Genomic DNA, 17,142 nt, shown 5'->3' on the forward strand with positions numbered 1-17,142 from the left:
GCGGGGAAGCATGATGGATGGCCATTGTCTTTGCGGTAAAGTTTCATTTCAGGTGGACCCGCCTGTTCTGTCCTGTGTAACCTGCCACTGCCACAGTTGCCGCAGACAATGCGCGGCCCCGATGACGGCCTATTTCGGGATCCGCGATGGACAGTTGAAATGGACGGGCCAGGCACCAAAGACATTCGCATCCTCACCCGGCGTAGAACGCAGCTTTTGTCCTGATTGCGGCTCGCCGATCTCATTCCGGTCTGCGTCCATGTCCGGCATAATGCACCTCTACGTGGCCCTTCTGAAGGACCCCAACCAGTTGCAGCCAACACTGCATGTCGCGCATGAGGAAAAGCTGGACTGGTTGCAAATGGATGACGGGCTACCGATCTGTATCGGCCCGGACTACACCAAGATGCAGCCTTTGCCTGAAACCTAGCTTTCGCTTTCCCCTGTTCAGCCAAAGCGCTAGCGTCGCTGCATGACACAGGATCGTCCCGTTTTTGGCATCGTGCTGATGCTTGGCTTTTGCGCGCTTGCACCCTTGGGGGATGCGGTCGCCAAATTACTGGGTGAAACCGTGCCGCTTGGAATGCTGGTCTTTGTCCGGTTTGCCATTCAAGCCATGTTGTTGGTTCCGCTGGTCGCCTGTACTGGCAGGCCCTGGCGCATGCAGGGGCGTATATTTCGCCTGGCTGTCATAAGAACCCTGCTGCACATCGTCGGCATCGCCGCGATGTTCTCTGCCCTGCAATACCTGCCGCTGGCCGACGCTGTGGCCATCGCCTTTGTTATGCCGTTTATCATGTTGCTTCTTGGCAAACTGGTACTAAAGGAAGAAGTCGGCAAGCGACGCCTGATTGCGTGCCTTGTGGGCTTTGGTGGTACATTGCTTGTCATTCAACCCAGCTTTGCCGAGGTCGGATATGCGGCTTTGCTTCCACTTGTCGTCGCGGTGGTGTTTGCCCTGTTCATGCTCGTGACCCGGCAAATTGCAAAAGCTACAGATCCCATTGCGCTGCAGGCCGTGTCGGGCGTCATAGCCTCTGTCATCCTACTGCCTGCACTGTTGGTGGGAACACCCGCCGGAATCTGGGAGCTGTCCCTGATTGCTCCGAATTTGGGCGATGTCTGGCTTTTGCTTGCAATCGGGCTTCTCGGTACGGTCGCTCATCTGTTCATGACCTGGTCGCTGCGATATGCACCCTCTGCAACATTGGCCCCGATGCAGTATCTCGAAATCCCGGTCGCCACGGTGTTTGGCTGGCTGATCTTTCACGACCTGCCCGACGGTGTCGCCGCTTTGGGCATCTGCATCACCATCGCCGCCGGCCTCTATGTCATTCTGCGTGAGCGGGCCAGCGCCCGGACGGCCCCGACAGAAGCGCCTGCATGACCTGATCCAGCATCGCCCTGGGAAACATTACCAAAAGGCCCGGCCCATCCATACGCAATTCAACCGAGCCCAATGCGCGGTTGGACGTTCCGACAGCGCCGTTCGGCTCCATCACCAAACCGTCGATTGGCCATTCAAGGCCGCGGCTTTGCCCTGATACACGCTGTAATGGAAACAATGAGACGACATCTCGAGGTGCCATAGAAACCGAGATTTGGGGGGGTGCGTGAAAGATAATCTCACTTTCGCCAATCAGAATACAGGGCTGATCTTGCCTGCGAACCAAGACGTTTAGTGCTGCTAACTGGTGATCCAGACGCCCCCCGAGAAAACCGACCCCAATCACCAACGGCGCCTCGACACTGCGCAGGGCTTTGTCGAAATCCGTGCTATTTTGTTCGCTAATTGGAAACAGTCGATCCAGCGGAATCTGATCTTTGTGATCCGAATCAAGCGAATCAAAATCACCGATAACAGCGTCTGGAATGCGCCCAATTTCCAACAAACTTGCCGCCCCACCATCTGCGGCGACGGCCAACTTGGTGCGAATCAACGCCAAATCCAAATCTTCAGGGCCAATTTGACCGCTTCCAACCAGCGTGATTGACTCTTTCGAACGTACAATTCGCGTCTTTTTCATGAGATTGATCATTTTTTCCGGGTTTTGACACATTGAGACCACAAAATGATAGGTTCATGGACAAAGTTCTGAGCCAATAGCTCTGCCCACGACCGGGCTGATGGCTCGTGTAGTTTGTAGAGGACGTACGTCTGATGGTACAGAATAACAAGGTTTTGACAGTTTCCTACGGAACCTTCTCGTGCACTTTGGAAGGATTTGACGATTCTTTTGAAACGATGAAGTCGATTGCCGAATACTTCCGCGACCTTGCAGCGGATGACAGGTATTTTGGGTCCGAACCCCCGCAACCAGACGCCGAAATGCTGACCCGCATCGCTCAGCGAGATGCGACGCGTAAAGTCGAAGCCAGCCAGAGCGAAAACGGATTGCTTCTGCGGGCGCAAGACCGTGCCGCTTCACCGTCCCTTTCTACCGCGCCCATGACCCCGCCCAGTACCCCGAGTGCTCCGGCCTATACCGCTGCCCCCTCACAGTCCGCGCCCATCGCAGAGGCCGAGCCGGTTGAGGGTCGACCCGAACCCGCCGCCGATAGTATCGCCGCAAAGCTGCAACGGATCCGGGCGGTAGTCTCTCATAGCGAAGAAAACTCGGTGATCTACGCCGAGGATGAAGATTCCCCCCTGATGAAATCCGAAACCGGCCCAACTGATGCCGTATCGGCTGCCTTTCAGGCCGGAACTCTGACCCCCACAGATCTGGCCGAATCCCCCGCGGCCGATGCTGAGGTTGAAGCGGCTCAGGAATTTGAGCCCGAACCTCAGATGGACATGCCCTCACCCGTCGCGGAAGAGGCAGAGATCGAAGGCCCGGCCCAAGAGACCCCCGCCGTGCCAGAAATTGATGTCGCACCCATCGCCGACGATGTGACCACTGTCGAGGCAGAAGAGGTTTTGTTTTCGGATCTGAGTGCCGAGACGGACGAAGCCGAGAGCGACGAAATCGACAATATCCTGACAGAAGACATTTCGGCGGACGCAGACGAACCTGAAGAGGTTGCCGGCTATTTGACCGAAGAAGACGAGGAAACTCTGCTTGACGAAATCGCCAGCGTCGAAGCCGTGTTATCCGCCCGTGCGTCCGAGCCTCTGCCTGAGGAACCGAACCTGGACGAGGACGTTTCTCGCCTGATGGAAAAGGCGGTCGAACAGATGGACGATCCCGCGACTGCCACTCAGCGCGAGACATATTCTCGTCTGCGCAATGCAGTGGCCGCAACCAATGCTGATCGCGCAGATGCGCTGAACCGTAATCAGGCTCAGCAGATCAGCCCGCGCCGCCCCGAAAGCAATGTTACAACTGCCCGTCCCAAGGCAGAGCCTGCCGCTCCCCTCAAGCTGGTTGCTGAACAGCGCATCGACAATAAAGACGAGGATGAAATGGGGCCGATTTCTCCGCGCCGTGTAAAATCCAAACCGCTGGGTCTTCCGATCGAGGAAAGCGGCTTTGCGCACTATGCGCAGGAACAGGGCGCACAATCTCTGCCGGACCTGCTGGAAGCTGCGGCATCTTATCTGTCGTTCATCGAAGGCCAGGAACAATTCTCGCGCCCGCAACTGATGAACAAGATCCGTTCTCTCAAGCAGGACGATTTTAATCGCGAGGAAAGCCTGCGCTCATTCGGGCAACTGCTGCGCGATGGGAAGATTGAGAAAGCCGGCGGAGGTCGGTTTGCGGCTTCGGACGAGATCGGGTTCCGCCCTGACGGAGATGAACGCGCCGCAGGCTGAATTCAAACCGAAAATAAAAAAAGGGCCGGAGACTAACTCCGGCCCTTTTTCATTGGGCGATCTTTTGTGTGCAGGCGTATGAACCCGCCGCGGGATGAGCCCTGAATAGGCCGCTCAGTCAGAGGATCCGTTTGGATCTTCTTTTCCGACACCTTTGAAGATGAATTTGAAAGGCAGAGCCCACAAAATGCCGAGCGCTACATATACCAGAAGTTCCAACCAAATTGGTGGCCGGCCCAACCAGTTTATAACCGTCACCACTGCAACGATATAAGCCGGCAGGCCAATCAGCAGCAGCACCATCGACCAGCGACGACGCGCTTTATAGCTCAGGCCATTTTTCTGTTCGCCGGCCATCAGTCAGCAAACGGGTCTGTCACCAAAATGGTGTCATCCCGCTCTGGGCTAGTGGACAGCAATGCAACCGGACATTCGATCAACTCTTCGACCCGACGCACATATTTGATGGCATTTGCAGGCAAGTCCGCCCAACTGCGCGCGCCTTCCGTTGATTCGCTCCAACCAGGCACCTCTTCGTAGATCGGAGTACATCGTGCCTGCTGATCGGCTGCAGTGGGAAGATAATCCAGACGCTTACCGTCAAGGTCATAGGCAACACAGATTTTCAGCGTCTCGAATCCGTCCAGCACGTCCAACTTGGTTAGCGAAATACCGTTTACGCCACTAGTGGCACAGGTTTGGCGCACTAGACAGGCATCAAACCAGCCGCAACGCCGCTTGCGCCCAGTGGTCGTACCAAACTCGTGCCCACGCTCACCCAGACGCTGGCCATCCGCATCATCCAATTCGGTTGGAAACGGCCCCTCACCCACACGGGTCGTGTAAGCCTTTACGATGCCAAGGACAAAATCAATCGAGCCGGGCCCGATGCCGACGCCGGTCGCCGCCTGACCGGCGATCACGTTGGACGAGGTCACAAACGGATAGGTTCCAAAGTCGATGTCCAGAAGGGCACCCTGCGCGCCTTCAAACAGAATACGCTTACCAGCCTTGCGTTTTTCGTTCAGTACTTTCCAAACGGGTGCTGCGAAAGGCAGAATCTCGGACGCAATTTCCCTCAGCTGAGCAATCAGTGCATCGCGGTCCACGGGTTCGATCCCCAATCCCTTGCGCAGCGGGTCATGGTGCTGCAACGCGCGATCTACGCGGGCCTCAAGGGTCGCCTCGTCAGCCAGGTCAGCGACCCGCACAGAACGCCGCCCAACCTTATCTTCATATGCGGGGCCGATTCCACGACCGGTGGTGCCGATCTTGGTTCCTTTGCTTGCCGCCTCTTCGCGTGCGCGGTCCAGTTCACCGTGGATGGGCAGGATCAGCGGGGTGTTCTCTGCGATCATCAGCGTTTCGGGCGATATCTCGACCCCCTGCGCCTGGATCGTTGCGATCTCTTTCAGCAGGTGCCAGGGGTCAAGAACAACGCCATTGCCAATGACACTCAGCTTGCCGCCACGTACCACACCGGATGGCAGAGCGTGCAACTTATAGACGGCACCGTCGATTACCAACGTATGACCGGCATTATGCCCGCCTTGAAAACGCGCGATCACATCGGCCCGTTCACTGAGCCAATCGACGATCTTGCCTTTTCCTTCGTCACCCCACTGGGCGCCGACAACAACCACATTGGCCATATCTGGTCCTTTTGCGCTGAGATATCAAACCCGGCTCGTATAGCGATGTGTCAGCGACAGGGAAACCGATAATTCGCCGCAGATCATAACCACGCTGTGCGTGGTGCCTCCGGCGGAGGTATTTTTGGCCAGATGAAGAGAGGATCCCTTGCTTCATCTGGCTCAAAATACCTCGGGGGAGTCGCGGCTTGCCGCGGCGGGGGCAGCGCCCCTTTTCTAGCCATTCGACAAATGAACGGGTTCACCATGTGGAGTCGTCAAATAGGCTTTCTCCCAATCCAACGAGACTGCAGAGACATCACTTGGGTTCGCGTCACCCATTTCGGCTAAAAAGGCCTCGAGTGTTTCCAGCCAGGCATGGAAATAGTCGTTGCCACCATTCAGCTCTTTGCTCAGACCATTGCGTTTTAGCATCTTCGAAAACCGATTGGCCCATTCCGACCATTCGAATCGTCCCGCTTCGTTCAACGCGACCGTGACCGCAAAAACCTGTGCATGCCAGGGCTCTGCGAATGCCGGCTCGGGTAATGGCTGTGCGTTACACTCACTCATCGGGCACCAGATAGCTTTGCCACAGATCTAATATGACCTCGTCATTTCGGTTCTCGGGATCGGCCCAAAGCTCCGAGGCCGGGAATGCAACCGCATATAATGGTTCAGGTGCCTCTCCCAGACCATGAGCATTGGAATCCGGCAAAACATGCGTCCCATGCAGGCGTAATATCCGACCGCAAGCGCCAGAAGCGTAAGATGGCAATCTGGTATGACCACCGTTTTTCAGGCGGTTGGCAGCCGGTCGTACTGTACGCACCTTTTGGCCGGGATCAAACTGCACCGCGATATTCGAGGGTCGATCAGCCGGACCGCCTTTGGACAGTGCGCCCTCAACCGCCCCGGCTGTCAGCGCGCGGGAAGCCAAAGGATGTGAAGCATCCGTTCCTTGGCCCAGAAGGTCTTCCAAAGTCAGGACCCCCTGCTCTACCAACAGATCTGCAAGTGCTGACACCCATTTTTCGTAGTAAGAGAATCGTGCATAGTCTTTGGGCGACAGTCGTTCGCGTGCATGGCGCGAGATGTCGATATTCCATTGTCCCAGAAACCCGGCAGCCAATGTCAGTGCCAATGCGCGCCCGTGCCATTCTTCTGGGAAAATCACTGCATCTTGGGATTCGGGGATCACCGGACCGTCGCCGAACCGTCCTCCCATATCGTGAACGCGGGTCATGACGGCACCTTTGGCAGGCCGGTTCCGATCATACTGTCACGGGTCACAAGCGCGGTCAGGTCGTCTTCGGTCATCCCATCGGTGCCATCGGGGCGCATGGGTAGAACAAGATAGCGTATCTCGGCCGTTGAATCCCAAACCCGCACGGCTGTTTTATCCGCCAGAGAAACTCCGAACTCTGACAAAATTTTACGCGGCTCACGCACGGCCCGCGCACGATAGGCATCCGATTTATACCACCCCGGTGGAATCCCCAACAAAGGCCATGGGTAGCAACTGCACAGCGTGCAAACGACCATGTTGTGGAGATCAGGGGAATTTTCGACAACAACGATATGTTCACCTTGCCGACCGTAAAAACCAAGCTTTGTCACCTCGGGCGTTGCATCCTTAAGCAGTGCGGCCTTAAAGGCCGGGTCAGTCCAGGCTTTGGCAACAACCCGGGCACCGTTCTGCGGGCCAATCTTGTTTTGGTAAGTGTCGATGATCTCATCCAAAGCCGCCGGGTCGATCAGCCCCTTGCGGGTCAGAATCGTTTCCAGCGCCTTGACGCGAAGTGCGGGTTCAGGCGGCAATAAGGCGTGCGGATGGTCGGGATTGTCATGTGGCATAGGCCGCAGCCTGCTTTACCACCCCCTTGCCTGTCCAGTCTCTTTGCTGTGATCCCGAAGATCACTTGGCGTGATGGCAACTCGTGACTTGCCCCCGGAACCAAACTTGCATAAGTACCTCGCGATACACGCCACGCTGTACAGGACCACCATGGAAAACGTCGTTCTCATTATCCATCTTCTTCTGGCTTTGGGCCTGATCGCCGTCGTCCTGATGCAGCGGTCCGAAGGCGGCGGCCTTGGCATGGGTGGCGGCGGAGGCGGTGCCATGGCTGGCCGGTCGGCTGCAACAGCATTGGGCAAGGTGACCTGGATTTTAGCCGCGTGCTTTATCGTCACTTCGATCACGCTGACCATTCTGGCGGCACAAAAATCCTCGGGCAGCTCTGTGCTCGACCGGATTGGGACACAGGCACCGGCCGCGACCGAAGAAAGCACACCGGCAATTCCGTCGGCGGATGACCTGTTGCCTCCGGCACAGGGTGACAACGCGCCTTTGATCCCGCAGGCCAACTGACACACAAAACCTAGAAACAGAAAAGAGAACTGCAACAGCATCTTGCGGTTCTCTTGCGCTATTGGCGCGAATCCTTTATACGTGAAGTCCCGTGATGCAGCGGTTTTTCTTGAACCGCCGGGCAGCTGATATTGACGTCTCACGGGGAGCAGCCGAAAAACATGGCGCGTTTTATTTTCATCACTGGTGGTGTGGTTTCATCCTTGGGCAAAGGATTGGCTTCGGCGGCTTTGGGCGCGCTGTTGCAAGCCCGAGGGTATTCGGTGCGTCTGCGCAAGCTGGACCCCTATCTGAATGTCGATCCGGGCACGATGTCGCCCTTTGAACATGGCGAAGTCTTCGTCACCGATGACGGGGCCGAAACCGATCTGGACCTTGGCCATTACGAACGTTTTACCGGCGTGGCTGCCCGCAAGACTGACTCGGTCAGCTCGGGCCGGATCTATTCCAACGTGCTGGAAAAAGAACGTCGCGGCGATTATCTGGGCAAAACCATTCAGGTGATCCCGCATGTCACCAATGAGATCAAGGATTTCATCGCCATTGGTGAAGATGAGGTTGATTTCATGCTGTGCGAAATCGGCGGCACCGTGGGCGATATCGAAGGCCTGCCCTTCTTTGAGGCCATCCGCCAATTCAGCCAGGACAAACCACGCGGCCAATGCCTGTTCATGCACTTGACGCTGCTGCCCTACATCAAAGCTTCGGGTGAATTGAAGACCAAACCAACCCAGCACTCGGTGAAAGAGCTGCGTTCGATCGGTCTCGCCCCCGACATTCTGGTCTGCCGGTCCGAAGGCCCGATCCCGACCAAGGAACGTGAAAAGCTGGCTTTGTTCTGTAACGTCCGCCCCGATAGCGTGATTGCTGCGCAGGACCTCAGCACCATCTACGATGCTCCGCTCGCCTATCACCGCGAGGGACTGGATCAGGCGGTTCTGGATGCCTTCCAGATCAGCCCTGCCCCCAAGCCCGATCTGACCAAATGGGAAGACGTCAGTGATCGCATCCACAATGCCGAGGGCGAAGTGAAGGTCGCCATCGTCGGTAAGTACACCCAGTTGGAAGACGCCTATAAGTCGATAGCCGAGGCGCTGACCCATGGCGGGATGGCCAACCGTGTCCGCGTCAAGGTCGAATGGGTCGATGCCGAGGTATTCGATACCGAAGAGGCCGCCCCGCATCTGGAAGGCTTCCACGCGATCCTCGTGCCCGGCGGATTCGGTGAGCGCGGTACCGAAGGCAAAATCAAGGCTGCGCAATACGCCCGCGAACATAAAGTGCCCTACCTGGGCATCTGCCTGGGAATGCAGATGGCCGTAATTGAGGCCGCGCGAAATGCCGCTGGCATCAAAGAGGCCGGGTCCGAGGAATTCGACCATGAATCCGGTAAAAAGCGGTTTGAACCGGTGGTCTATCACCTGAAAGAATGGGTGCAGGGCAATCACAAGGTCGAACGCAAAGTCGGTGATGACAAGGGCGGCACCATGCGCCTGGGCGCCTATGACGCGGTTCTGGCCGAAGGGTCAAAAGTGGCCGAAGTCTATGGCGGTACCGCCATCGAGGAGCGCCACCGCCACCGCTATGAAGTGGACATCAAATACCGCGACAAGCTGGAAAAAGCTGGTCTCAATTTCTCAGGCATGTCCCCCGACGGCCGGTTGCCAGAAATCGTCGAGTGGTCGGATCATCCGTGGTTCATTGGGGTCCAGTACCACCCCGAGCTGAAATCAAAGCCGTTCGACCCGCATCCTTTGTTCCGCGACTTTGTGCGCGCTGCCAAGGACACCTCGCGTCTGGTCTGACACCAGGCACGAAAGCAGATTGTATCGGTCAGCGCGAAAAGACTGTACGCGCTGACCCTTTGCACGGTTAACTGTCCGCAACTCAGAGATAGGAGACCGTCCATGACCGATCAGATCACCAATGCACTGACATTCGCGGCCCTGCACAAAAAGGGCGAACCGGTTATCCTGTACAATATCTGGGATGCTGGCAGTGCCGGTGCCGTGCGCGACGCTGGTGCCCAAGCCATTGCCACTGGAAGCGCTCCTGTTGCGATGGCACAAGGGTTCAGCGACGGCCAAAACATCCCGATGCAGGCCGCGCTGGACAATGCTCGCCGGATTGTCGAATCCGTTGATCTTCCGGTTACTCTGGATTTCGAAGGTGCGTATGCGGCTGATGCTCAGGGTATCTCTGCCAATGTCAGGCTGGCCCTTGAATCCGGCGTTGTCGGCTTCAACTTCGAAGACCAGATCATCGGATCAAATGAGTTGTACGATATTGAAACTCAGGCCGCCCGTGTCAGCGCGATGCGTGAAGGTTGCGATGCGGCGGGCGTTCCTGCGTTTATCAACGCGCGGACCGACATTTTCCTGAAGGCGCAGCCCGAAACCCATGATGATGCGATGCTGGAAGAGGCAATGGTCCGAGCACAAGCCTATTCAGATGCAGGGGCCAGCGGATTCTTCGCCCCCGGCCTACGGGATCAGGCCATGATTGCCCGGTTGGTAGAGTCAATCGACCTGCCGCTAAATATCATAGCATTACCCGGCACACCGGACACCGCCACTTTGGCTGGGCTGGGAGTCGCGCGTATAAGCTATGGCCCTGTACCCTATCGGAAAATGCTGGCCTGGCTGCAAGACGAAGCGCGAAAGGTACTCTGACCCAGCGCGCTATCCGGCTGTAGCAGGCGGTCTTTTGATCATTCTGAGCCTTGCGCGATAGTCCGTGCTTGGCGGGTTATCAAATATGGAATAATCTCTGACCATGTTGAAAAAACTCTTTCAGGCTTTCCGCCCGCCACAACACGACAATCTGCCCGACCCAGACGCTGAACTTGCACTCGGGGCGCTTATGGTGCGCGTTGCACAAGCGGACAGGGATTATAAGCTGGAAGAGATCAGCCTGATCGACCGTATCCTCGCCCGACTTTATCAACATAATGCGATCGAAGCCGCAAAGGTCCGCGCCACGTGCGAGAAACTGCACGCAGCTGCACCGGAAACGGACACGTTCGGTAAGCTGATCCGGGAAACCACGGACCTGCACGAGCGCTTGGCCGCTTTGGATGCCCTCTGGGAGGTGGTTCTGGCCGACGGGAATACAGATGAGGGCGAGATGAAAATCGTCGAAGAAGCCCGCATCGCCATGGGTCTGAGCTTTAACGACAGCAAGACCGCCAGAAAGCGTGTGCAAAGACGCTTGGAAGAGGCGTAAGGCCTCTCTATACCTGTCTCATGTTTAGTGATTTTCTGTCTCGACTGACCCAGCCTCAGCCCGCCCCTTTCACCGATGACGATGCTCGACTGGCCTTGACGGCCCTGCTGGTGCGCGTTGCCCGATCTGACAACGACTATGCCGACAGTGAAATGGCGCGGATCGACCGGATTTCGGTTGAACGCTATGACCTATCCCCATTCGAAGCCGCCGGCCTGCGCGCCCGCGCCGAAGATCTCGAGGCCGAAGCACCGGACACCGTACGGTTCACTCGCGCAATCAAAGAGGCCGTTGCCTATGACGACCGCCTGGCAGTCGTTCAGGCCTTGTGGTCGGTCGCTCTGGCGGATGGGCACCGCACGGGTGAAGAGGATTCCTTACTGCGACTGGTCGTCAGCCTGCTGGGCATCAGTGATGTCGACTCTGCAATGGCCCGTCAAAAGGCTGCCAAATCTTGATAGCCATGCTGGGCATGTACGACATGCCTGCGCTGCGCCCTGCGAATGATCGGTTTTGGGCATCGATTCGGGATTACCTTGGCTATGGCCCCGCAAACCTAAACCGAGACCGGGATGTCTGGGATGTCTGGTTGGACCCGGATCTGGTTTTTGCCCAGACCTGCGGCATGCCCTATCGCACCCGGCTGCATGGCAAGGTGCAGTTGGTTGGAACGCCGGACTACGCGTTGCCTGGCTGCCCACCTGGCCATTACCGGTCGGTTTTTGTAGCCCGCCGCCACGACCCCCGCGACCTTGATGAATTGGCCGATGGTGTTTTTGCCTATAATGAACCGCTGTCGCAATCCGGATGGGCCGCCCCAATGGTTCACCTTGAACGATACCACCGAACACCATCGTCGGTTCTGCAAGCCGGTGGTCATGCGCTGTCTGCTCAAGCCATTTCCGAGGGCCGTGCCGATTATGCCGCGCTGGATGCGCTGACATGGGAGATTCTGAAGGTCCATTCCGACCTTCCAGAAGCTCTGCGTGAGGTCGCCGAAACAACCCCAACCCCCGCGCTACCTTATATCACAGCGAAAGATCAGGATGCCGCTCAGATCGCACGCGCTGTTCGCAACGCGATTCAAACCATATCACCGCAAGATCGGAACCTTCTGCACCTGCATGACCTGATCTCTATTCCTGCCAAAGATTATCTGCGCGTCCCAAATCCGTCGAAATTGTAAACTGCGATGGATAATTCATGATCAAATTGACCAGAACGCTTCGTCAAATTGACGGAATCACCCGCTTACTCTGTCATTTGCGCATTGCATTGATCTGATTTTTAAGCCCTAGTACCGCACCAACACCAATAACACCTGGACCAACCGTGACAGATTCAACTCCCGTCATTGAGATCAAGAACCTACACAAGAGTTTCGGCAATCTGGAAGTGCTGAAGGGTGTGGATATCACTGCCAGACGGGGCGATGTCGTATCTTTGATTGGGTCCTCGGGGTCTGGGAAATCCACTTTATTGCGGTGCTGCAACCTGTTGGAAGACAGCCAGCAGGGCGAAATCCTTTTCAAGGGTGAACCTGTTCGTTGGTCCGGTAACAGCCACACGCGCCGGCCTGCTGATGCGAAACAGGTTCTGCGCATTCGCACAAACCTGTCGATGGTTTTCCAACAGTTCAACCTGTGGGCTCATTTGACCATCCTGCAGAACGTGATGGAAGCACCTGTAACGGTATTGGGCCGTGACAAAAAAGAAGTTGAAGACAGCGCACGCAGATACCTTGAAAAAGTTGGTATTGGCGACAAGTGCGACGCCTACCCCGCACAGTTGTCTGGTGGCCAGCAACAGCGTGCCGCGATCGCGCGGGGGCTGTGCATGGAGCCCGAGGCGCTTTTGTTTGACGAGCCCACGTCGGCGCTGGACCCCGAATTGGAACAAGAAGTGATCAAGGTGATCAAAGACCTGGCTGCAGAAGGCCGCACCATGATCATTGTGACCCACGACATGAAAATGGCCGCTGATATCTCTAGCCATGTCGTTTTCCTTCACCAGGGCCTCATCGAAGAAGAAGGCCTGCCTGAAGATCTCTTTACTACCCCTGAATCTCCACGGCTTCAGGGCTTTCTTTCCGCCACTCAGGCGGCATAACTTCAGATCAGAACCAAAACTGGGGAGTATCCAATGAAAAAACTGATCCTGACCACTGCGGCCCTTGCGCTGAGCGCAGGCATGGCTATGGCAGACACCATCCGGATGGGGACCGAGGGCGCCTATGCACCTTGGAACTTCGTCAATGACGCAGGTGAGATCGACGGCTTTGAGCGCGAGCTGGGCGACGAGCTGTGCAAACGCGCAGACCTGACCTGCGAGTGGGTCAAGAACGACTGGGATTCGATCATTCCGAACCTGGTCTCGGGCAACTACGATGTGATCATCGCTGGTATGTCGATCACCGACGAGCGTGACGAGGTCATCGACTTTACCCAGAACTACACACCGCCGGATCCCTCCGCCTATGTAGCAATGTCGGATGACGCCGATGTTGCAGGTGGTGTGGTCGCCGCACAAACTGGCACCATTCAGGCTGGCTATATCGCCGAATCCGGCGCGACCCTGGTCGAGTTCGCCAGCCCCGAGGAAACCATCGCTGCCGTACGCAACGGTGAGGCCGATGCGGTTCTGGCCGACAAATCCTTCCTTGCCCCGATCGTCGACGAAGACGCAGATCTGCGCTTTGTGGCCGATGAGGTTCCGCTGGGTGGTGGCGTCGGCATTGGCGTCCGTGAATCCGACGGTGAGCTGAAAGAAAAGCTCAACGCAGCCATCCAATCCATGAAGGATGACGGCAGCCTGAACGAGCTGATCACCAAATGGGAAGTGTCTTCGACCTTCTAATTCTGATCCGGCGGCGTGCCCCAGTCTACGGGCGCGCCGCCCCAGCGCCTTTACCACCTGAAGAGGCCCGCCATTTTTTCGTTCTGCACTGATCCCGACACGCTGGGAACCTTCCGTTGGTTCTCGTGCTATCTGACCAATGGTGTGCATTGGTCCTTTTACCTGTCCTTCCTCAAGGTACTGGCTCTGCTTGCCGTGACGGCGCCCGTAGCGCTGGGTTTCGGGTTCGTCGGGGCCATGGCTGCCCGTTCGCACGTTCTGCCGGTCAGTTGGCTGGGTAAGGGTTATATCGCCATCGTGCGCGGCGTGCCGGATATCGCCTTTTTCATGTTCTTCGTGATTGCTTTGGATCAGGCATTCGAATGGACGCGGCATCAAATTCTCTGCCCGGACTGGACGGATTCGATCCGACAGGGCAACGACTTTATCGTCTGCCAATCTGCCAAACTGCCACTGGGCACCTCGCCGGAATGGGTGCACGAAACCTATGGGTTCTTTCTGGCTGTCATCACTTTCTCTATTGTTTTCGGTGCTTTCGCCGCCAATGTTCTGTTCGGCGGCATGCGGGCCGTACCCTATACACAGCTGGAAACCGCCGAAGCCTATGGGATGTCCCGTCGCCAGACATTCTGGAAAATCCTTGTGCCTCAGATGTGGGTTTATGCCCTGCCCGGTCTCAGCAATCTCTGGATGGTTCTGATCAAGGCCACGCCGTTGCTGTTCCTTCTGGGCATCGAAGATATCGTGTACTGGGCCCGCGAACTGGGCAGCACCAAGACTCCGAAGTTTACGCAATACCCACACGGTGACTGGCGCATGTGGTATTTCCTGTTCCTGCTGGTTTTCTACCTTGGCTTCACCCGTATGTCCGAGATCGGGCTTGAACGCCTGATGCGCCGGCTCTCGCACGGACAGGCCACCGCCGCCGGAGAATTGCTGCGCAAGGAGACCACCGCATGAGCTGCTTGCAGACCATTCAGGACTACGGCCTGCGATCTCTTGGATATGGCGAGCGCCTGCTGCCAAAATCCGACTTTACCTTATGTGAGCACTTTACCCTGATCGGGTCTGGTATGATCTGGAATATCTATTTCGGAGTCATGGCGCTTGCGACCGGATTTTTCCTGGCCACAGCACTGGCGCTTGGCAAAGCATCACCCAGTTTGTGGCTGCGCAAACCTTCGGAATGGTTCATTTTCATCTTTCGTGGTTCGCCGCTGTTCATTCAGTTTTTCTTTGCCTATTTCTTCTTCCTGTCGCTGAAGAAATCCTATCCGATGTTCGATTCTCTGACGTCGGCCTGGATTGGGGCGCTGATCGTTCTGTTTCTGAACACAGCCGCCTATTCAGCCGAAATTTTCTTTGGCGCGCTCCGATCCATTCCCAAAGGCGATACCGAGGCTGCAGATGCTTATGGCATGTCCGGCTGGTCTCGCTTCCGGCGGATCGTCTGGCCCACCATGCTGCGGCTTGCCTGGCCCGCCTACACGAATGAGGCGATCTTTCTGTTCCATGCCACCACGCTGGTGTTCTTCTCGGCCTTCCCCGCCTGGCAGCAACGAGGCGATGCGCTGTATTACGCAAGCTATTTCGCGGACAAGACGTTCAACCCCTTTGTCGCCTATCCAATCCTTGCCTTCTATTTCATCTTACTGACGCTTGTGATCGTTGGGGGGTTCGGCCTGGTGAACAAGCATCTGAACCGTCATTTACCTGCGGAACGAAAAACAAAAATGCGCTTTCGCCTGAATCTGGCACGCTAAGACCCAACCGGGGTTGCAGCCGCTGCAATCCCCGGAAAAGACAATTTCTCAAATAAAAGTCGGTACCGTTTTGAGTAAAGGCAGCCCTTCGATTTGCGCGACGGCGTAGAGCCCGAACTAGCTCGGGAATATTCTGACAATCGGGGAGATGGTACCGCCTCCCTGGCTTGAACAGGGGACCTCTGGATCCACAATCCAGCGCTCTAACCAACTGAGCTAAGGCGGCACTTGTGAAGGGCGATGTACCGAACGCGTTCACGGAATGCAAGAGGATTAAAGCTGAATTTTCCAGCTTTGTTCGACCAGATCAACCCCGAAGGAATGGACCGGTTTGCTATCCATCAACTGCCACCCAGTGGACCCATAAAGCGCACAGGCAGCCTTGTGGCTTTCATGCGTCCATAGCCTCATTTCAGTGTAACCGGCGCTTCGAGCAAAGCCCATGCAGCTCTCCAGCATCCGCTTTCCCAGGCCCATCCCACGCGCTTCGGGCAACAGCAAGAACAAGCGCAGTTTTGCGGTCGTTTCACTCAGGGCAACGCAGAAAATACTGCCCAAAGGTTTACCGTCACATTCGGCTATCCAGCCACGCTCGCGCTTGGCATCATGGTCCGAGATGAAATCGTCGAGGATTTCTTTCACCAACACGGCAAAAGAGTCGTCAAAACGCTCGTCTCGTGAATACAAAAGATCATGCACAGCCACCAACCACGGCGCATCCAAAGCTTCAAAGGGTCTGATCTGAATAGAGTGCATCCCCTATTTGAACGCAAAGGTAACTTGATTCTCAAGCCTTTGCGCGCTAGCACGAACTCTCATCCCCGGAGGCACACATGAGCATCAATACCGAAAGTGACATTCAGGCGAATTTGCAGATCGGACCAACAGATCAGGGGATGGTGCGCCTATTCATCGAAGCAGAAAACCTTGAGATTCCAATGGATTTCGATCCAGAAGAAGCCGAAGAGATTGCCGACGAGCTCCGCGCCGCCGCGCATGCCGCACGGGCAGTAAAAAGCTGACCTATCAGATTCTGGGATCTCTCAGAGACTGCAAGCGACGGGCCGCGTCTGTGGCAAATTTCTGGATCATCTTCTTCCGCCGGGCCGGAGCTATCTTGTCCTCTGGTGCCATACGCACGATCTCGGCGTCATAAGCATCGGCAATGATCAACCCGGTCTCGGCAGGCAACAGCTCGGTCGGAAACTCCGTATCCACTGCCCAGAAGAATCGATCACACCACTCCAAATAGCCCTGCCATTTGGAATCCGACTGGAAATCAGCGCGGCTTGATTTACATTCGATCACCCAAAGCTCACCCTTAGGACCCAGCCCCATCACATCAACCCGCAGTCCGCGTATAGGCACGAATTCCTCAACGGATACAAAGCCATGCGCCGTCAGGTGGCGGGCGACGCCACGTGCAAGTCTTTGTCCGGGTTGCAGGTCCAATGTCATATCCCAAATGTGAACAATTAGTGAACAAATGTAAAGTGAGCCCATAGGGCTTGACATAGTACCATTTGGTATTGCATT

General features: G+C 56.3%; 22 protein-coding genes and 1 tRNA gene. 14 read left to right on the forward strand and 9 right to left on the reverse strand.

The window, feature by feature from the left end:
* Nucleotides 1-13 precede the first annotated feature (13 nt).
* Complete coding sequence (locus tag AC2FHW_RS02740) at nucleotides 14-430, forward strand: GFA family protein (protein ID WP_271946337.1); 417 nt, start codon at nucleotides 14-16, stop codon at nucleotides 428-430.
* A gap of 42 nt (nucleotides 431-472) precedes the next feature.
* Nucleotides 473-1,387 (forward strand): DMT family transporter, encoded by a 915-nt coding sequence (locus tag AC2FHW_RS02745; RefSeq protein ID WP_271946334.1) that lies wholly within the window; start codon nucleotides 473-475, stop codon nucleotides 1,385-1,387.
* Here AC2FHW_RS02745 and AC2FHW_RS02750 read toward each other — a convergent pair.
* Nucleotides 1,332-2,027 carry a thiamine diphosphokinase gene (locus tag AC2FHW_RS02750; RefSeq protein ID WP_281972311.1) on the reverse strand — a complete coding sequence of 232 codons (696 nt, stop codon included), beginning with the start codon at nucleotides 2,025-2,027 and terminating at the stop codon, nucleotides 1,332-1,334. The two genes, AC2FHW_RS02745 and AC2FHW_RS02750, sit on opposite strands and share 56 nt — an antisense overlap.
* A 134-nt stretch (nucleotides 2,028-2,161) precedes the next feature.
* Here AC2FHW_RS02750 and AC2FHW_RS02755 point away from each other — a divergent pair, with 134 nt between their 5' ends.
* Nucleotides 2,162-3,757 (forward strand): hypothetical protein, encoded by a 1,596-nt coding sequence (locus AC2FHW_RS02755; RefSeq protein WP_271946328.1) that lies wholly within the window; start codon nucleotides 2,162-2,164, stop codon nucleotides 3,755-3,757.
* Nucleotides 3,758-3,871: 114 nt separating this feature from the next.
* On the opposite strand, the gene AC2FHW_RS02760 is transcribed toward AC2FHW_RS02755, so the two are convergent.
* From AC2FHW_RS02760 to nthA, 5 genes are all read right to left on the reverse strand, one after another.
* Nucleotides 3,872-4,114, reverse strand: a complete 243-nt coding sequence (locus tag AC2FHW_RS02760; RefSeq protein WP_271946325.1) for a DUF2842 domain-containing protein — start codon at nucleotides 4,112-4,114, stop codon at nucleotides 3,872-3,874.
* The gene (locus AC2FHW_RS02765; RefSeq protein WP_142634592.1) at nucleotides 4,114-5,409 is read right to left on the reverse strand and encodes an adenylosuccinate synthase; all 1,296 of its coding nucleotides are present in this window, start codon (nucleotides 5,407-5,409) and stop codon (nucleotides 4,114-4,116) included. Before AC2FHW_RS02765 ends, AC2FHW_RS02760 begins: the two co-directional genes overlap by 1 nt.
* A gap of 216 nt (nucleotides 5,410-5,625) precedes the next feature.
* Nucleotides 5,626-5,961 (reverse strand): nitrile hydratase accessory protein, encoded by a 336-nt coding sequence (locus AC2FHW_RS02770; RefSeq protein ID WP_142634594.1) that lies wholly within the window; start codon nucleotides 5,959-5,961, stop codon nucleotides 5,626-5,628.
* Nucleotides 5,954-6,634, reverse strand: coding sequence for a nitrile hydratase subunit beta (gene nthB / locus AC2FHW_RS02775; protein WP_281994810.1), 681 nt, complete (start codon nucleotides 6,632-6,634; stop codon nucleotides 5,954-5,956). Before nthB ends, AC2FHW_RS02770 begins: the two co-directional genes overlap by 8 nt.
* Complete coding sequence (gene nthA / locus AC2FHW_RS02780; RefSeq protein ID WP_271946316.1) at nucleotides 6,631-7,245, reverse strand: nitrile hydratase subunit alpha; 615 nt, start codon at nucleotides 7,243-7,245, stop codon at nucleotides 6,631-6,633. The genes nthB and nthA overlap by 4 nt, the downstream gene beginning before the upstream one ends.
* A 151-nt stretch (nucleotides 7,246-7,396) precedes the next feature.
* Between nthA and secG the strand changes: the two genes are divergently transcribed.
* From secG to AC2FHW_RS02830, 10 genes are all read left to right on the forward strand, one after another.
* Complete coding sequence (gene secG, locus AC2FHW_RS02785; RefSeq protein WP_142634600.1) at nucleotides 7,397-7,762, forward strand: preprotein translocase subunit SecG; 366 nt, start codon at nucleotides 7,397-7,399, stop codon at nucleotides 7,760-7,762.
* Nucleotides 7,763-7,923: 161 nt separating this feature from the next.
* The gene (pyrG, locus tag AC2FHW_RS02790; RefSeq protein WP_142634602.1) at nucleotides 7,924-9,567 is read left to right on the forward strand and encodes a CTP synthase; all 1,644 of its coding nucleotides are present in this window, start codon (nucleotides 7,924-7,926) and stop codon (nucleotides 9,565-9,567) included.
* A 102-nt stretch (nucleotides 9,568-9,669) separates the two neighbouring features.
* Entirely contained in the window at nucleotides 9,670-10,434 is a 765-nt protein-coding gene (locus AC2FHW_RS02795; protein ID WP_142634604.1) for an isocitrate lyase/PEP mutase family protein, read from the forward strand.
* 103 nt (nucleotides 10,435-10,537) lie between these two features.
* A complete protein-coding gene (locus tag AC2FHW_RS02800; protein ID WP_142634606.1) occupies nucleotides 10,538-10,987 on the forward strand; it encodes a tellurite resistance TerB family protein in 450 nt (149 codons plus the stop codon).
* 20 nt (nucleotides 10,988-11,007) lie between these two features.
* Nucleotides 11,008-11,445 carry a tellurite resistance TerB family protein gene (locus AC2FHW_RS02805; RefSeq protein WP_142634608.1) on the forward strand — a complete coding sequence of 146 codons (438 nt, stop codon included), beginning with the start codon at nucleotides 11,008-11,010 and terminating at the stop codon, nucleotides 11,443-11,445.
* 5 nt (nucleotides 11,446-11,450) lie between these two features.
* Nucleotides 11,451-12,173 (forward strand): phosphate/phosphite/phosphonate ABC transporter substrate-binding protein, encoded by a 723-nt coding sequence (locus AC2FHW_RS02810; protein WP_496678203.1) that lies wholly within the window; start codon nucleotides 11,451-11,453, stop codon nucleotides 12,171-12,173.
* 146 nt (nucleotides 12,174-12,319) lie between these two features.
* On the forward strand, nucleotides 12,320-13,096 hold the full coding sequence (locus AC2FHW_RS02815; protein WP_271946306.1) for an ABC transporter ATP-binding protein: 777 nt from the start codon (nucleotides 12,320-12,322) through the stop codon (nucleotides 13,094-13,096).
* Nucleotides 13,097-13,129: 33 nt separating this feature from the next.
* Nucleotides 13,130-13,843 carry a transporter substrate-binding domain-containing protein gene (locus AC2FHW_RS02820; RefSeq protein WP_271946303.1) on the forward strand — a complete coding sequence of 238 codons (714 nt, stop codon included), beginning with the start codon at nucleotides 13,130-13,132 and terminating at the stop codon, nucleotides 13,841-13,843.
* A 72-nt stretch (nucleotides 13,844-13,915) separates the two neighbouring features.
* Nucleotides 13,916-14,803, forward strand: a complete 888-nt coding sequence (locus tag AC2FHW_RS02825; protein WP_142635158.1) for an ABC transporter permease — start codon at nucleotides 13,916-13,918, stop codon at nucleotides 14,801-14,803.
* Nucleotides 14,800-15,606 carry an ABC transporter permease gene (locus AC2FHW_RS02830; protein WP_271946300.1) on the forward strand — a complete coding sequence of 269 codons (807 nt, stop codon included), beginning with the start codon at nucleotides 14,800-14,802 and terminating at the stop codon, nucleotides 15,604-15,606. Before AC2FHW_RS02825 ends, AC2FHW_RS02830 begins: the two co-directional genes overlap by 4 nt.
* Before the next feature lie 149 nt (nucleotides 15,607-15,755).
* On the opposite strand, the gene AC2FHW_RS02835 is transcribed toward AC2FHW_RS02830, so the two are convergent.
* Both AC2FHW_RS02835 and AC2FHW_RS02840 read right to left on the reverse strand, forming a co-directional pair.
* Nucleotides 15,756-15,832: transfer RNA gene (locus tag AC2FHW_RS02835), tRNA-His, on the reverse strand.
* A gap of 47 nt (nucleotides 15,833-15,879) precedes the next feature.
* On the reverse strand, nucleotides 15,880-16,362 hold the full coding sequence (locus AC2FHW_RS02840; protein ID WP_271946298.1) for a GNAT family N-acetyltransferase: 483 nt from the start codon (nucleotides 16,360-16,362) through the stop codon (nucleotides 15,880-15,882).
* A gap of 77 nt (nucleotides 16,363-16,439) precedes the next feature.
* Here AC2FHW_RS02840 and AC2FHW_RS02845 point away from each other — a divergent pair, with 77 nt between their 5' ends.
* Nucleotides 16,440-16,628, forward strand: coding sequence for a DUF6324 family protein (locus tag AC2FHW_RS02845; RefSeq protein WP_142634620.1), 189 nt, complete (start codon nucleotides 16,440-16,442; stop codon nucleotides 16,626-16,628).
* Between the two features lie 4 nt (nucleotides 16,629-16,632).
* On the opposite strand, the gene AC2FHW_RS02850 is transcribed toward AC2FHW_RS02845, so the two are convergent.
* The gene (locus tag AC2FHW_RS02850) at nucleotides 16,633-17,064 is read right to left on the reverse strand and encodes an MmcB family DNA repair protein (protein ID WP_281972321.1); all 432 of its coding nucleotides are present in this window, start codon (nucleotides 17,062-17,064) and stop codon (nucleotides 16,633-16,635) included.
* Nucleotides 17,065-17,142: the final 78 nt, after the last annotated feature.

Source organism: Ruegeria sp. YTSA108, assembly GCF_059610185.1.

Bases quoted from the DNA above. Each gene is read 5' to 3' on its own strand.
- AC2FHW_RS02740 (WP_271946337.1), top strand. From the start codon at position 14: ATGGATGGCCATTGTCTTTGCGGTAAAGTTTCATTTCAGGTGGACCCG.
- AC2FHW_RS02745 (WP_271946334.1), top strand. From the start codon at position 473: ATGACACAGGATCGTCCCGTTTTTGGCATCGTGCTGATGCTTGGCTTT.
- AC2FHW_RS02750 (WP_281972311.1), bottom strand. From the start codon at position 2,027: ATGAAAAAGACGCGAATTGTACGTTCGAAAGAGTCAATCACGCTGGTT.
- AC2FHW_RS02755 (WP_271946328.1), top strand. From the start codon at position 2,162: ATGGTACAGAATAACAAGGTTTTGACAGTTTCCTACGGAACCTTCTCG.
- AC2FHW_RS02760 (WP_271946325.1), bottom strand. From the start codon at position 4,114: ATGGCCGGCGAACAGAAAAATGGCCTGAGCTATAAAGCGCGTCGTCGC.
- AC2FHW_RS02765 (WP_142634592.1), bottom strand. From the start codon at position 5,409: ATGGCCAATGTGGTTGTTGTCGGCGCCCAGTGGGGTGACGAAGGAAAA.
- AC2FHW_RS02770 (WP_142634594.1), bottom strand. From the start codon at position 5,961: ATGAGTGAGTGTAACGCACAGCCATTACCCGAGCCGGCATTCGCAGAG.
- nthB (WP_281994810.1), bottom strand. From the start codon at position 6,634: ATGACCCGCGTTCACGATATGGGAGGACGGTTCGGCGACGGTCCGGTG.
- nthA (WP_271946316.1), bottom strand. From the start codon at position 7,245: ATGCCACATGACAATCCCGACCATCCGCACGCCTTATTGCCGCCTGAA.
- secG (WP_142634600.1), top strand. From the start codon at position 7,397: ATGGAAAACGTCGTTCTCATTATCCATCTTCTTCTGGCTTTGGGCCTG.
- pyrG (WP_142634602.1), top strand. From the start codon at position 7,924: ATGGCGCGTTTTATTTTCATCACTGGTGGTGTGGTTTCATCCTTGGGC.
- AC2FHW_RS02795 (WP_142634604.1), top strand. From the start codon at position 9,670: ATGACCGATCAGATCACCAATGCACTGACATTCGCGGCCCTGCACAAA.
- AC2FHW_RS02800 (WP_142634606.1), top strand. From the start codon at position 10,538: ATGTTGAAAAAACTCTTTCAGGCTTTCCGCCCGCCACAACACGACAAT.
- AC2FHW_RS02805 (WP_142634608.1), top strand. From the start codon at position 11,008: ATGTTTAGTGATTTTCTGTCTCGACTGACCCAGCCTCAGCCCGCCCCT.
- AC2FHW_RS02810 (WP_496678203.1), top strand. From the start codon at position 11,451: ATGCTGGGCATGTACGACATGCCTGCGCTGCGCCCTGCGAATGATCGG.
- AC2FHW_RS02820 (WP_271946303.1), top strand. From the start codon at position 13,130: ATGAAAAAACTGATCCTGACCACTGCGGCCCTTGCGCTGAGCGCAGGC.
- AC2FHW_RS02830 (WP_271946300.1), top strand. From the start codon at position 14,800: ATGAGCTGCTTGCAGACCATTCAGGACTACGGCCTGCGATCTCTTGGA.
- AC2FHW_RS02840 (WP_271946298.1), bottom strand. From the start codon at position 16,362: ATGCACTCTATTCAGATCAGACCCTTTGAAGCTTTGGATGCGCCGTGG.
- AC2FHW_RS02845 (WP_142634620.1), top strand. From the start codon at position 16,440: ATGAGCATCAATACCGAAAGTGACATTCAGGCGAATTTGCAGATCGGA.
- AC2FHW_RS02850 (WP_281972321.1), bottom strand. From the start codon at position 17,064: ATGACATTGGACCTGCAACCCGGACAAAGACTTGCACGTGGCGTCGCC.